This window comes from Kineosporia sp. NBRC 101731, assembly GCF_030269305.1.
Lineage (GTDB): Bacteria > Actinomycetota > Actinomycetes > Actinomycetales > Kineosporiaceae > Kineosporia.
Map to the genome: position 1 here is coordinate 261,493 of NZ_BSTC01000004.1, position 14,399 is coordinate 275,891.

The 14,399-nt window shown below is 70.4% G+C and carries 10 protein-coding genes; 5 read left to right on the plus strand and 5 right to left on the minus strand.

Annotated elements, in window-relative coordinates:
• Positions 1–95 precede the first annotated feature (95 nt).
• Both QSK05_RS14100 and QSK05_RS14105 read right to left on the minus strand, forming a co-directional pair.
• Positions 96–2,255, minus strand: coding sequence for a nitric oxide synthase oxygenase (locus QSK05_RS14100; protein ID WP_285597623.1), 2,160 nt, complete (start codon positions 2,253–2,255; stop codon positions 96–98).
• Positions 2,252–4,495: a globin domain-containing protein gene (locus QSK05_RS14105; RefSeq protein WP_285597624.1), complete on the minus strand. Its 2,244-nt coding sequence runs from the start codon at positions 4,493–4,495 to the stop codon at positions 2,252–2,254. The genes QSK05_RS14100 and QSK05_RS14105 overlap by 4 nt, the downstream gene beginning before the upstream one ends.
• A 471-nt stretch (positions 4,496–4,966) precedes the next feature.
• Here QSK05_RS14105 and QSK05_RS14110 point away from each other — a divergent pair, with 471 nt between their 5' ends.
• Together QSK05_RS14110 and QSK05_RS14115 are read left to right on the plus strand one after the other, a co-directional pair.
• Complete coding sequence (locus QSK05_RS14110) at positions 4,967–5,671, plus strand: response regulator (RefSeq protein WP_285597625.1); 705 nt, start codon at positions 4,967–4,969, stop codon at positions 5,669–5,671.
• A 123-nt stretch (positions 5,672–5,794) separates the two neighbouring features.
• Positions 5,795–9,688, plus strand: coding sequence for an SCO7613 C-terminal domain-containing membrane protein (locus tag QSK05_RS14115; protein WP_285597626.1), 3,894 nt, complete (start codon positions 5,795–5,797; stop codon positions 9,686–9,688).
• A gap of 73 nt (positions 9,689–9,761) precedes the next feature.
• Here the strand turns inward: QSK05_RS14115 and QSK05_RS14120 are convergent, their stop codons facing one another.
• Positions 9,762–10,733 carry an NADP-dependent oxidoreductase gene (locus tag QSK05_RS14120; RefSeq protein WP_285597627.1) on the minus strand — a complete coding sequence of 324 codons (972 nt, stop codon included), beginning with the start codon at positions 10,731–10,733 and terminating at the stop codon, positions 9,762–9,764.
• A 93-nt stretch (positions 10,734–10,826) separates the two neighbouring features.
• On the opposite strand from QSK05_RS14120, the gene QSK05_RS14125 reads away from it, so the two are divergent.
• Complete coding sequence (locus QSK05_RS14125) at positions 10,827–11,429, plus strand: TetR/AcrR family transcriptional regulator (RefSeq protein ID WP_285597628.1); 603 nt, start codon at positions 10,827–10,829, stop codon at positions 11,427–11,429.
• A gap of 30 nt (positions 11,430–11,459) precedes the next feature.
• Here QSK05_RS14125 and QSK05_RS14130 read toward each other — a convergent pair whose 3' ends face one another.
• A complete protein-coding gene (locus QSK05_RS14130) occupies positions 11,460–12,410 on the minus strand; it encodes a bile acid:sodium symporter (protein ID WP_285597629.1) in 951 nt (316 codons plus the stop codon).
• 107 nt (positions 12,411–12,517) lie between these two features.
• Here QSK05_RS14130 and QSK05_RS14135 point away from each other — a divergent pair, with 107 nt between their 5' ends.
• On the plus strand, positions 12,518–12,811 hold the full coding sequence (locus QSK05_RS14135) for a hypothetical protein (protein ID WP_285597630.1): 294 nt from the start codon (positions 12,518–12,520) through the stop codon (positions 12,809–12,811).
• Here the strand turns inward: QSK05_RS14135 and QSK05_RS14140 are convergent.
• A complete protein-coding gene (locus tag QSK05_RS14140) occupies positions 12,808–13,374 on the minus strand; it encodes a hypothetical protein (protein ID WP_285597631.1) in 567 nt (188 codons plus the stop codon). The two genes, QSK05_RS14135 and QSK05_RS14140, sit on opposite strands and share 4 nt — an antisense overlap.
• A gap of 107 nt (positions 13,375–13,481) precedes the next feature.
• Here QSK05_RS14140 and QSK05_RS14145 point away from each other — a divergent pair, with 107 nt between their 5' ends.
• Positions 13,482–14,342 (plus strand): helix-turn-helix domain-containing protein, encoded by an 861-nt coding sequence (locus tag QSK05_RS14145; protein ID WP_285597632.1) that lies wholly within the window; start codon positions 13,482–13,484, stop codon positions 14,340–14,342.
• Positions 14,343–14,399 lie beyond the last annotated feature (57 nt).

A 14,399-nucleotide genomic window follows, 5' to 3' on the forward strand; every position in this document is an offset into this window, starting at 1 on the left:
GGGAAGTTTCGTGCGCTGTGACCGCACGGAACTTCCCCGATGACGATGACAGCCGGCGGCGGGAGACCGCGTGCGTGATCACGGAACGGAAGAGCTCAGCCCCGGCGCAGAGCTGTGTGGTCCACCGGGCAGCCACCGTTCGCAGGGGCACCCTCATCGGCCCACACCGACTCGTGCGGGTGCGGAGAGGTTGACCGCTCGGCCATCGTGACCGCGTGACGCCCGGTGCGCGACGATTCCAGGTCGGCCAGGTGCACGGGCACGTCGGGGCGCAGTGACTTCACCGAGAGCCAGTGCTTGACCAGCGCGGCACCCTGCTCCTGCGGCTTGTGCGGCATCGGGTGGCTGGGGAAACGGAATCGCGAGCCGATGCGGTTGGAGGTCCACCCGGTGTCGTTCGGCGGCATCTCGCCGTGCGTGGCCTCGTGCCGCGTGCAGAACTTGGCGAAACCGTTCTGGCTGGAGGAGAGGTTGTTGAGCTTCATCCGGTTCTTCTTGAACCCGGCGCGCACGGCCCGCAATGTCGCGATCTCGATCTGGGCCATCTTGTACTCGTCGAAACGGTCAGTACGCGAGAGCATCTGACGATCAACCGGACCGTGGATGGCCTCGCTGATCCGACCGACCCAGTCGTAGCGACGGGTGTCGAGGAAGTTGGTGGCCAGTTCCTCGTCCACGTACCAGCCGTTGAAGATCGTGCAGTAGCGCTGCCCGGCGATGTCGATGTCGAAGTTGGTCTGCAGCGGGATCGCCGGCCAGCATGCGAACGGCTCGCCGTACCCGGCGTCGTCACCCGCGGTGACGTCGGTCTCCGGGTGCCGCGGCCACGGGATGTCGATGAGGTACTGGGCGGCATTCGGCACGGACGCCATGACCAGCTCGCCCTCCTCGCCCATCGCGATCATCGGCAGCACGTCGAAAGAGGCCGGGCGGTAACCGGGCATACGCTGGATCAGCGCGGAACCACCATTACGGTGCACCCAGTCGGTGACGTCCAGATAGCCACCGTCGCCGACCCAGCCCTCCGGCGTGCGGTATCCCGCCGCGCGCAGCATCTGCTCGGTCACGAACATCGGGCCCAGCTCACCGGGCGCCGTCGGCCCACCCAGCACCGTGATCACGGTCTGCGGCGGAACCGGCGCGCTCATCGCCATTTTCGCATGATCGACAACAGCCTTCAGCAGGTCGACCGCACTGCGGGCCTCGGGCCGGTACTGGATCACGGCGTGCTGCAACGCGTGCTGACGCCCCGAGCAACGGTCGGAGTTGATCCACGAATACCGCACCCAGAACTGCATCTCGTTCGGCTGCACGGTGAACGTGCGCCCGGGCCCGACCTCGGCCCGCAGCTCACGGATGCGGGCGCTGCGCGCGGCGTAGGTCAGGTCGGCCGCGGTGAAACCGCAGACCGAGGCCATCTCCTCGTCGCGTTCCAGCCACTCGTACATGAGCGCCCAGTCGCGCGCCACCCGCTCGGGGTCGATCGGCGCACGCTCGGTGTCGTGCCGGAACGCCGTGGTGTCCCGGAACACCGGGTGTTCCTGCGGGACATCCGAGAACGAGGTGCTTGAGGACGACGTTGTCACCGCCGGCGCGGTGGTCGCCGGGGAACCCGTGACCGGCGAGCCGGTGGCCGGGGACGCCGTGGTCATCGAGGGCATACCGGCTCTCGATGACACACCGGTCGAGGACGAGGTGGTCATCGCGGACGAGGTGGTCGCCGCCGATGCGGGGGTCACGGCCGAGGTGGGAATCGCAGCCGAGGTGGGGATCGCGGGGGCCGCCGCCGGTGTCGCAGTGGCGGACAGGTGGCTCGCCGACGCCGTACCCGGGCCGTCGGTGAACGGCGGCACCGCGGCGATCGGCGGCATCGGGGCGACGGGGGTGACCGGGGACGTCGGCGCGACCGAGGGTCGCGTCCCCGCCGAAGACCTCGCGGCCGTCGAAGACCTCGTGGTCACCGAAGACCTGGACGTCCCGGCGGGCATGGACGTCCCGGCGGGCAGGGCGGTCGTCGGCTGCGCGGAACTGACCGGCAGGCCCGACGGGGCAACACCCACCTGGGGGGCTGCCGTCAGACCCGCCGGTGGGGTCGGGGGCAGCGACGGGGTGGGCGCCGTGTCCGGCGAGGTGCTCACCGCGACGGTCGGCGCGCTCGCCTCGAACGAGTCGGCGCCCGCGGCGAAAGCCTGTGCGTTGGCCTCGAACGAGGGAAGCCCGAACCCGGCGCCGGAGTGCAGGTTCTGCTGGGTCATGCCGTGCCCTGCCAGGTCTCCGCCGGGTACCCCGGCTGCGGCTGCGTGTCGTCGGGCCCGATCTCGTCGTTCCCGTACTGCTGTTGCGCGTCGTACCGGGCCTGCTGCGCACGGTCGGCCTGGTCACGCTGCTGCTGGGTGTACCGGGGCGGGTGCGTGTAGGTGGCGGGTTCGGCGTGGGCCGGCTGCCCGGTGTAGGCAGCACGCTGCTGCACGGCCCGGGAGCGCTCGCCGTACCCGGCCCGATCACCGCGGTCGGTGCGCCCGGCGTACCTCAACTGCTCCGGCTCCGACTGTCCAGCTTGTCCACCCTGTCGGGCCGACCCGGGCTCTTCGGCGTAACCCGGCTGGGCACCGTACTGCGACTGCCCGCCCTGACCCGGCTCGGAGTACCCCGGCTGCGCATAGGCGTCGGGGTTCTCGTACCCGGTCGGTTCCGCGCGCCCCGGCTCGGCGTATCCGGCCTGGTGGTCCGGCCCCGGGCGCTCGAAGTAACCCGGCTGCTCAGGGTGAATAACCGGCCGGGCATACCCGGCCTGACCCTCACGCCCGGCCTGCGGGAAATACCCCGGCTGCTGGGCCCGGTCGGACTGGTCGAGGTCACCGGGCTGCTCGAAGTAGCTCTGCTGCCCAGCGGTACCCGGGCGCTGTGCGAACCCGGCCGACTGCTCGGCTCCACCGTGCGGCGCGGCGTATCCGGACGCCTCGCCGGCCTCGGGCTGCTCGAAGTAGCCCGGCTGCACGAGCGCACCGGTCTGGCCGGACTGCTCGTCATAGCCGCGCTGGCCGGCTTGATCGCCCGCAGCGGACTGCTGCCCCGGCAGACCCGGCCGACCCGCGTATCCCTGGCCGGCCGGCTCGAAGTACCCCTGCTGAGCCGCGGCACCCGTCTGGCCCGACTCCTCGAAATACCCCGGCTGCCCGATCGAACCGGTCTGCCCCGGCTCCTCGAAGTACCCCTGCTGAGCCACGGCACCGGTCTGGCCCGACTGCTCGAAATACCCCGGCTGATCGGCCTGGTCGGCCACTCCCGGCTGCCCGGCGTACCCGGCGTCGTGACCCGCTGGATCCGCGTAACCCTGCTGCCCCGAATATCCCGGCCGGCCGCCATTTCCAGGCTGCTCGGCATAACCCTGCTGGTCCGCGTATCCAGCCGACTCGGCGTATTCAGACTGTTCAGCGTATCCGGACTGCTCGGTGTAGCCCTGCTGATCCGGGTACCCGGCCTCGTTCGCGTAGTCCTGCTGCTGCGCGTAAGCGGCGTCTTCAGAACGCAGAACGGGCAGCTGAATGGCCGCCGTCTCACCGGTGTAGCGCTGCGGGGGCCGGGCGAACTGGGCGACCGCACTGGGCTGGGGCCGGACCTGGTTCTGGCCTGTCGAGGGCTGACCACCCTGGTTCCGGCTGATCTGGTTCTGCCCGGTCTGGTACTGACCGTGCGGATACTGGCTCACCGCCGGCTGGCCGGTGGGGTTCTGCCCCCGCGCCGGGTTCTGGGACCGGCCGCCGTACTGCGCCGGCTCGTCGTACTGTTCCAGGGAACCGGAGGCCTCAGCCTGCTCACCGCGTCGCGCGAGAGGGGTTCCCGGCTGCGCGGCGTACGGGGCGGCGTTCGGCTGCCCGTCCGGACCGGCCTGACCGTAGGAAGGCCCTGCCGGCAGGGCGTTCTGCTGCGTGGGCGGCGCACTGTAGTACTGCTGCTGACCGGTGTACTGCTCGGGCTGGTCGGCCTCGTAGTAGGGCCGCACCACCGCACCCTGCCGGGTCTCGGCCATCCGCTCGGCCTCTTCGGCCTCGTCGGCGCCCGCGATCATCACGGCGGCCATCCACTCGTAGACGGCCATCCAGCACGAGGCGACCGTGGTCTCCAGGTCGCCGCCGTTGAGTTCGCGCAGGGCCCGCACCAGCGCATGGGCCACGTACGGGTAGAGGTCATTGGTCACGGAGTGCTTGCGCCGGTGCACGCCACCCCAGCGTCGCAGGTGGGACTCCACGGCCTCCGGATCGTCGAGGTGCTCGACCGTGAGCAGGATCGCCTTCAGCAGGCGCTCGTTCTGCTCGGTCATGTCCTCGGGAAAGAGTGCCCGCGCGTGCGGAGCCATGACAAAGAGCTGGCGGTAGAACTCCTGCGTCAGCTCGATGTGGTCCGGCGGCAGGGCGGCACAGCTCTTACGTACGACCGCGATGGTCCGCGGGTCGAAAGGAGGAAGCTCCTCCAATCGTCGCGGCTCGCGAAACATCCAGCACTCCCAAGAAATTCGTTTCAGGGCGACGGTTCAGGGTCACCGGATGAGGTTGCGTCGAAGACCGTTCTACAGAGAAAACCCGGAAACATGCAAACCCGACAGAACCTACGAAATTGATCACTCAAAGTTATCGACCGAGCACGCGTTGCACGTCATGCCTGGTGAAAGGCTCTGGCCAGAGCCAAGTTGGCCAGTTGAACATGCCCAACTCTGAGTTACACCAATGAATATTGGTCCGCAGGACGAGAAAGTCGGCGCGAGGTATTGACATGCTTGTCATCGATCAAGCAATGCGACGTAAAATCCCGGTAACGGATATCGGCCGACGCTGTGAAGATCGCCTCCTGGCAAGGCATTGCCACCCGATGATCACTGTTACTAGAATCACGCTCTAGATGTCTGTCGGTGGCCAGGGGATGGTGATGGGGATCAGCACCGCGCGCGACCGGCGCGCACCCCTGGGTGATGCCTGAACGCCGGATCAGCACCCTGATCGTCGATGCCGATCCGATCGTCGCCACCATGCACGCCCAGTACGTCGGCCAGACACCCGGTTTCATCGTCTCCGGCATCGCGAACACCGGCGCGGACATGCTGCGCCAGACGCAGCCCGCGGACCCCGACCTCATCCTGCTCGACCTGAACCTGCCCGATGCCAGCGGCCTGGAGCTGTGCCGCATCCTGCGGGCGCGTAACTCCACGGTCGACATCATGGTCATCACCTCGTCGCGCAACCTACTCCTGGTGCGACGCGCCATCAGCTTCGGCGTCGTCCACTACTTGCTCAAACCCCTTTATCTGCAGGACTTCCAAGAGCACCTGCGGCGCTACGCGGCCTTCCGCCGCCAGACCGCCCACTCCACCGGGCCGGTCAGCCAGCGTGACATCGACTCGGCCCTGGCCCTGCTGCGGCCCGACGTGCGAGCCGAAGTCGCTCCCGCACGCCTGTCGGCCCGCCGCACGCTCGACAAGGTCGCAGCGCATCTGCGCACCACCCCCGACCCGGTCTCCGCCGACGAGGTGGCCCAGGCCCTGGGGATCTCCCGGGTAACGGCGCGGCACTACCTCGAAGAGCTCACCTCGCGGCACTTGGTGTCCCAGACGCAGCGTTACGGCACCTCCGGACGTCCCCGCAATCTCTACCGCTGGCACGCCGACCAGATGAGCTGAGGGTTACGTTTCAACGACAAAGCGTGACCATGGACAGTCCAAGAGGGCCCGATCGGGTGGTATCTGACACTCCCACGTGATCTACGGGACGGATGCCCGCTTCGTCATCCAGAATCGGCGACCATGAGTTCCGACCTGGGGGGCCAGGCTGATCATGCCCGGACGGTGCTCGACACCGTTCCCGAGCTCAGCCGTCTGCTGCTCGACCTGAGCAGATGCCCGAACTGTTCCGCCGTCCTGAGCGGACCGCACTGCGCGGTCTGCGGCATCGACCTCACCGGACCGGAGGGCGGCCACCTGCAGCGGCTGGGGCGCGACGCCGCCGCGGCCCTCGACCGGCGCGAGAGCGTGCTGCAGTACCTGCGCGCCCAGGTCCGCCCCACCACCTCGGCCGCCCCAGACCCTTCCGCAGGCCCGTCCGCAAGCCCGTCCGCAAGCAGGGGCGCCGCGACCTCACCGCCCTCGCCCGTACCTCCCGGTTCAGCGGCGACCCACCCCGGCACGCCCTCCCCCGTGAACGCTGCGCAGGCCACCGCACCCGACGCGTCCCCAGAAACTCCAGGACACCCCTCGACACCACAGACCGCACAGACTCCACAGACCGCGGCCACCTCCTCGTCCTCCATCGACCCCGTGGTCTCACCGCCCGCGCCGGGAGGCAACTGGTCCGGCCCGAACTACCCCCCGCAGCCCCGCCCACAGCCCGTGTCACAGATGTCACAGGTGTCGCCGGTGTCGCAGGTGGGCGTCAACACCATCCTGGTCGGCATCGGTGCGCTGCTGCTGGCCGTGGCCGCGATCGGCTTCCTGATCTTCTCGTGGCAGAGCATGCCGCTGGCCGCCCGCGCCGCCGTGATCGGCGCCGCCACCCTCACCGCCCTCGGTGTCGCGGCCTGGCTGCGCCCGCGTCTGCCGGAGACCGCCGAGGCGGTCGGAGCTCTCGGCGTCGTGCTGGTGCTCGGCGACGGCTGGGCGATCCGCCGCACCGGCCTGTTCGGGGCCGACCATCCGCACGCCGCGCTCTACACCGGCGCCGCGCTGCTGGTCAGCGGTGTGATCACAGGTCTTTGGGGACGCGTCGGTCGCCTCCGCGCCGGCACCCACGCCGGCGCGGTGTTGGTGCCGATCGGCACGGTGCTCACGGTCGGCCAATCGTTGAACAACGTCCTCGACCGGTTCGTCCTGTGCTGGTCGCTCGCCCTGGTGGCCGGGGCCGCGGTCGCCCTGCTCCGGCGCACCCTGCCCCCGCAGTGCCGCACCGAGCGACTCCTGGCCCGGACCCTCGCCGCCACCATGCTGGTGCTGGCCACCGTCCCGGCTCTTCTCGGCCTCCCGGACCCGAACCTGGCCCTGCTCACCCTGCTCTGCACCACCGCGGGTTTCGCCGCCCAGACCTGGGCCGACAAGACCACCGACGTCCGTGACCAGTCGCTCCCCCGCCCTCCGGCCGGGGAGGACCACGATCACCGACAAGAAGGGTGGACGCCCACCCCCACGTGGGCGGACGGGGCCGGTGTGCGCGCAACCAGCACCGCAACGCTCTCCCGCCGGACCGATCCCCTCGGACTGAACCGGGTCTGGTCGGTTGCCACCGGTATCTCCGCCACCGCTGCGGCCGCGGTCGCCGGGCTGGCCGTCACCGAGTCACTCAGCCTGACCTCCGACATTCCCGTCCTGATCCCGATCACCCTGCTGACCGGTCTGCTCCTGATCGCTGTCTCCCGCCTGACCCCGGCCCCACAGTCCGCCCTGCGCCGCACCGCCCTGGCCCTCGGGGTCCTGGGCACCTACGCGCTGATCGCCGTGCCCCCGCTGGTCCTGGTCCTCGCCCAGGTCGTCCGGCCCCTGCCCCAGGTGCCTCGCAGCGTCGACGCCACCGCCCGGCTCGACGCCATCGGCGCCGTCGACGCAGCCCCGGACCATCTGACCCTGACCTGGGTCGTGACCCTCGCCTGCCTCTCGCTTCTCGCGGCGGTGACCTGGGTGGCCTCCCGCGGTGACGCCTGGCCCGCCGGTCCGTGGCCGCGGCGGGTGCGCCGCACCCTGCGCCAGACTCCCCCGGTGCTGCTGGCCCTCGTCGCACTCCTGCTCACGCTGGTACCGGCCGCCGCGGTCGTGACCACCGTGATCGCGCTGCTCGCCGTCGCCGTGGCAGCCTCGGTCCTCGCGATCCGCGCCGACCGGAGTACGTTTCCGTCCCAGATCTTCTGGCTGTTCAGCGCCCTGACCGGCACGCTGGCGGCCACCCTGGCCTGGACCACCCACGAACTGCCCAGCGTCGCCACAGCTCTGGCCGCCCTGGCTCTGCTCGCCGCCCGCCGCCGGATCACGGACGACGGACCGGACAGCCGTACCGGCCGGGCCGGTCTCGCTCTGCTGGCCTTGAGCCTGGCCCCGGTCGCGCTCGGTGTACTCCTCGACCAGGCGAACCGCAGCTCACCGCTCTTCTGGGTCGCCGTGACCGGTGCTCTCGTCTCTCTCGCCCTGCTCACGGTGCCCCGGCTGCCGCTGCCGGAACGCCCGGGCCGCGCCACCTGGACCCCTACAGACCGTCTCGCGGCCGCCGCACCGGGATACCTCGCGCTCGGCATCGGGCTCGCCAGCACCCTCGGCATCGACTACCAACCGGCCTGGCACCAGCCCGTCCTGCTCGCGGTGACCGCGCTCGCCGCCCTCGGCGGTGCGCTGTGGGCCCGCGCCGGCCTGGTCCAGACCGTGCCCCTGCTCGCCCCGGTCTTCACCGCCCTCATCACCCCGGCCATCGCCCTGTTCCTGCATTCCTGGGCGCACGCCGGTTCTTTCGACGCTCTGACCCCCGCCCTGATCTGGGCCCTGACCGCAGCCGCCGGCGCCCTGCTGGTCACCGTGCTGGCCCTGCGGGGGCGGCTCGGGAGTCAGGCGCTACGACGGGCCGGGGCCGAGGCCGGTCTGGCGATCACCGGACTCGTCGCCCTCGCCCTGGCCGTGACTCCGGGGCAGGAGGAACAGCTCTGGCTGGTGCTCCTGATCGTCGGCTCGGCGGTGACCGCGATCGCTCTGACCCCCGGCCGCTCGCAGATCGGCTGGGTGGCCGGGCTGCTGCTCACCGCCTCCAGCTGGACCCGGCTGGTGGATGCCGATGTCAGCCTGGTCGAGGCCTACACGGTGCCACCCGCCCTGGTCCTGCTCGGCATTCAGCTCTGGGCCCGGCACACCAGATCAGACCCGGCCGGGAACGACCGCCTGATCCTCACCCCACTCGCGCTCGGCCTGGTGCCCAGCGTGATCACCTGCCTCGTGCGCGACGACATCGCCCGGCCGATCACGCTGATCACGCTGGCCGCGCTCGTGGTGGCCGGCTGTACCTACCTGATCCGTTCCGGCACAACGGATTCCGTGCCCACCTGGCTGGGTGGCACCGCCGTGGTGCGCCCGGCCCTCCTGGCCGCCACCATCACGGCGGTGGCCACCGCGCTCGCCCGGGTCGTGTTCGGGCTCAGCGATCAGGGCGGTCCGGGGGCCGATCCCGGCCTGTCCTTCGGCGTTCTCGAGGTCTGGACGATCCCGGCCGCCCTGATCGCGCTGCTGCACGGCCTCGACCGCTTCCCGCTGCTGGAGGACAGGATCCGGAGGCACCCCCAGGACAATCTGCCGGGGGCGCTGCCGTCGCCTCTGCCGGCCTCCTGGCCGGCCTTCTCCCCGGGACTGGTCCTGCTGCTGGCCCCCGGTCTCCTCTGCACCCTGACCGGGACCGAAGGCCCGGACCTGCGTCCGTTCCTGGTCATCCTGCTGGCCGCCGCCGTCGCCGCGGCCGGTGCGCAGCAGCGTCTGCAAGCTGTCCTGGTGCTCGGGTCGGCCACGCTGGTGCTCGAGGCGCTGGTGCTGCTGTCGCCGTGGATGACCGAGATCGGCGCGACCGTGCCGCTGTGGGCCTGGGCCGCCGTGGTGGGCCTGGCCCTGCTGGTGCTCGGTGGTGGTTACGAACGCCGCCTGGCCCAGCTGCGGTCGGTGCGTTCCCGTATCGCGGCGCTGCGCTGACCACGACCGTCACTTCGTGATCGGGCCAACTGTCCCCGGGGACAGTTGGCCCGATCACGAACAAGGGCTCGGCTCACATGGTGACGACGATCTTCCCGACGTTCTTCTCCCGCACGTAGGTCACGACCGCGGTGACTGCCTCGTCCAGGGTGAAGCGGTGGGCGATCCGGGCCGACAGCTCACCCTTCTCGGCCGCGCGGGCCACGTCGTCCATGGTGCCGAACCGGCCGTCCGGGTCCAGGTAGTACCGCAGCGAGACATCCTCCCGGCCGAGCAGTTCCGGTGTGGGCTCGGGGAAGATGATCGACACGAAGCGGCCGCCCGGCTTCAGCACCCGGGCCGCGGACGGAAGGTCGGCCGGGTACAGGGCCAGGTTGAACACCACGTCGACGTCGGAGGGGTACCCCTCCGGTGCGTGCCCGATGACCTCACCGGCCCCGAGCTCCCGCAGGATCTGCGCCCCGGCCTCGGTCGAGGACGTCGCCACGATCTGCGCCCGCGCGGCCGCCAGCAGCGGGATCACCGCCGTGCCCACACCACCCGTGGCCCCGATCACGAGAACCCGGTGGCCCGGTTTGATCTCGCCGAGCTTCATCAACCCCAGAGCGGTGGACCCGACCACGCCCAGTGCCGCGGCCTGCTCGGCCGGCACCGAGGCCGGACGCAGCGCCAGCAGCGGAGTGTCGGCCTCCACGACGGCGTACTCCGCGAGCCCACCAGTGCTGAGCGACGGCCTGTTATCGTCGGCTACGAAGTTCAGCTGCCGGGGCATGGACAGCCCGAAGATCTCGTCCCCCACCGCGAAGCGGGTGACGCCGGCGCCGAGCTCGACCACCCGGCCCGCGAAGTCATTACCCGGCACGTAAGGGAATTCGAGCTCGACCAGCTCGCGGAACCCGCCCCGCACGACGATCGCGTCGGTGGGATTGAGCGACGAGGCGGCGACCTTCACCAGCACCTGACCCGGGCCGGGTTGTGGCACCGGGAGTTCGGCGATCGACAGCTGCTCGGGCGGGCCGTACCCGGTGGCGACAAGGGCCTTCATGACAACCTCCAGTAAAGTGACCGTTGGGTCCGTTTATTGACCAGGGACGCTAGCCACAAACGGACCGGGCGGTCAACTTGGTAAGGTGCGTGGGTGAGTGAGCCCGTCCGACCCCTGCGTGCCGATGCGGCGCGCAACCGTGAACTGCTGATGGCCGCGGCCGAGGAGGAGTTCGCGCAGCGGGGGCCGGAGTCGTCGGTGGCCGACATCGCGCGCCGGGCGGGGGTCGGGAAGGGCACGGTGTTCCGGCATTTCGCCACCAAGGAAGACCTGATCGCGGCGATCGTGCTCCAGCACCTGGAGCCGCTGGACGCCGCGGCGCAGCGCCTGCTCACCGCCGACGACGCGGGTGCTGCCCTGCTGGAATTCCTGACCGTGGCGGCCGATCAGCGTCAGCAGCACGACGTGTCGTTCCTGCTGGGCGCCAGCGAGAACCACACGAGCGTCATCGAGTTGCGTGACCGGCTGTTCGGCGCCGTCACCGCGCTGACCGACCGGGCCCGCGAGCAGGGAAAGGTGCGCCCGGACGTCACCGGTGCCGACATCTGGGTGCTCATCTGCGCACCCGTGCACGTGGTGAGTTTTCTACCGAACCCCTCACCCGACCAGTGGCGCCGCTATCTCGCGATCATCTTCGACGGCCTGCGCCCCGAGGGCGCCCACCCGCTCCCCCAGCCCGCGCCCACACTCACCTGAGCGATCTGAGCGCGAGGGGACACCTCGTCCTCAATTCGGCAGTAGACGCGGGACCACCCGCACGTACACGACCATGCCGACCACCTCGACCAGGGTCTGGGTGACCACGACCACCGCGGCAACCGCGAGCGCGTCGGGCAGGGCCAGGGCGACCGGGAGCACGACCAGGGAGTTGCGGGTGGCGCCGGTGAACACGATGGCGCGCCCGGCCGGGGCGTCGAGGCGGAACAGGCGGGCGACGGCGAGTCCGGCGAAGGCCATGACGACCAGGAAGGCGACGTACACCGGTATCACGCGGGCGACCGGGGCCAGGGAGTCGTTCACCCGGGGGATCTGGGAGGCGACCACCGTGAGCAGGGTGGCGATCATCAGGGGCACCATGGTGAGGTTCGCGGTCGTGGTGAATCGTTGCCCCGCAACGCGTCGCGCCGCCCAGGCCTGGGTCGACCAGGCCAGCGTCAGCGGGATCACGATGAGGACGACGAAAGCCTCGACGAACGGCCCGGGTTCGATCACGTCGGCCAGATCGGGGCCGAGGAACAGCAGCAGGTAGACCGGCAGCAGCATCATCTGGGTGATGAGCAGCATGGGGGTGGCGGCGAGCAGGCGGCGGTTGCTGCCCCCGGCCAGTCCGCTGAACACGATCACGTAGTCGACGCAGGGGGCCAGGAGCACCAGCAGGACCCCGAGGCGGACGGCGCGGTCGTCGGGCAGGACGGTGAACAGGGCGGCGACCACGAGCGGCACGACGACGAAGTTGACCACCAGGGCGGCAGCCAGGAACCGGCCCTCCCGCAGCGAGCGGCCGAGTTCGGCGGCGGGTACCTGGAGGAAGGTCACGTACAGCAGCAGGCCCAGGACGGGGTTGATGGCGTGCTCCAGGCCCGGTCCCAGTGCGGGGGCGGCCAGGCCGAGCAGGGCGCCGGCGGCCAGGGCGGCGAGGTAGAGCGCGACCTGGTGCTGTTCCATCCGGGCGATCATGGAGCTCCTTGCGCCCGGGCTGGTGAACGGTGAACGGGGAACAAAGCTTACCCGGGGCCGGACTTTCGTCCCTGGGCCGGGGCGTGCAGCGGGTCGAGACTGGGGGCATGAGCCCGGGAGTCCTTCTCGTGACGTTCCTCATCGTGATCGGCCTCGTCGCCACCTGGTGGGACGTGAGCCAGGTGCTCGCCCAGCGCCGGCAGCGCCGTGATCCCGCACACGCCGTGTCCCCGCCGGTCGTCGCCGCGGTCACGCTCGAGGGGGTGCTGGCCCGCCAGGTGATGGGTCACCAGATCACGACGGCCCAGTACCGCCGGGCCATGCGGTCGGTCGCCGACCGGGACGACGGGCGTCATCCCCTGGACCTGCCGCCGGATCTGCGCCCGCCGCAAATGCTTTAGGCCTCGGACGAGCCGTACTGCTCCCGCCAGCGCCGGGCCCGCCGAGCGTCGCGCAGCACGAACGGCAGGGAGGCGTACATCATGATGAACGCGAAGAGCGAGAACCAGTCCAGGGAGCCGCGATCGCCCCAGATGATCCGGGCGAGGAACGGCAGGGAGACCAGCGGCAGCAGCAGGACGAGCCAGCGTTGCCCGACCATCCGCCGGGCCAGGTCGTCGGCGACTTCCTGATCGGCCTCCGGCACCGGCTCGACGGCCCGGATGTTCTTGAAGATGCTCTGACGTCGCTTGCGGTCGACGCCCAGCGACAGCGGCGGCTGGGCCCATCCGACCCCTCGACGGCGCAGCCAGAACAGTCCGCCCAGCACGAGCAGCAGGATCAGGAGTTGCACGCCGCCCAGGATCCAGAGGAACGGCGGGAGGCTGTCGCGGTCCTCCTCGTCGACGACGAGGAAGGTCGCCAGAAGGATCCCGGGCAAGAGCAGGACGCAGATCCCGAGAAAGAGGAGCCACACCGTGTTCTGCCGGCGTCGTGCGCGCTGAGCCACATCCGTGTCGGGCATGCCTGTGATGATCACGGGGAGGGACGTAGTACGCATTTCGACCGGTCTGAGGTGCTCCGGGTCCGGGCAAGTGCCCTGCTCAGGACCTCGCAGCGTATGCTCGAGGGGTGATTGCGGCGGGTCCTGACGATCTCGGTCTGGGCGCCTGGCGCCGCGACCGGGGCACGGTGCTGCACCGGGGTGGAGGGCGGCCGGTGGCGGATCCCGCGCCGCTCACGATCGTGGCCCAGTCTCACTCGCACAGCGTGGCAGCGGAGTGGTCGCCGCACGTGCATCCGATGCATGAGCTGGTCTGGGTGCGCGGGGGCACGCTGACCTCCCGGATCGGGCATCAGATCTTCACCGTGCCAGCCGGTTTCGGCATGTGGCTGCCGGCCGGCGTGGTGCACGGGGGCCGCGTGACCGCCGCCGCGCAGTTGCACAGCGCCTTCTTCGCCCCCGGGCGCATCCCGGTCGAGTTCTCCGGGCCGACGTCGATCACGATCACCCCTCTGCTGGAGTCTCTGCTGGTGCGCCTGGGCCGCACGGATCTGGACGAGGGGGCGCGGGCCCGCGCCGAGGCGGTGGTGTTCGACGTGCTCGAGGCCGCGGAACGGCAGTTCGCCCTCGACCTTCCGGGCGATCACCGGATCGACGCGATCGCCGAGGCACTGATCGACGATCCCTCCGACGACCGCAGCCTGGCCGAGTGGGCCGCACAGCTGGGCACGAGCGACCGCACGATCACCCGGGCGTTCCGCGAGGCGACCGGACTGTCGTTCGCGCAGTGGCGCCAGGCGCGGCGGATCCACGCGGCGCTGGCGCTGCTGTCGGCCGGCGCTGACGTCCAGGAGGTCTCCGAGCTGCTCGGCTACGCGCAGCCGAGCACGTTCATCGCGGCCTTCCGGCGCGTGATGAAGGTGACTCCCGGCACGCTGGCCAAGACATCCGGACCGGGATTGTCCGAAAACCCGTATCCCCTGTCCTGACGACGGGATTGTCGGCCAAGATCCTCGGCACCTAGTCTCTATTAGGTAAGGCTGGCC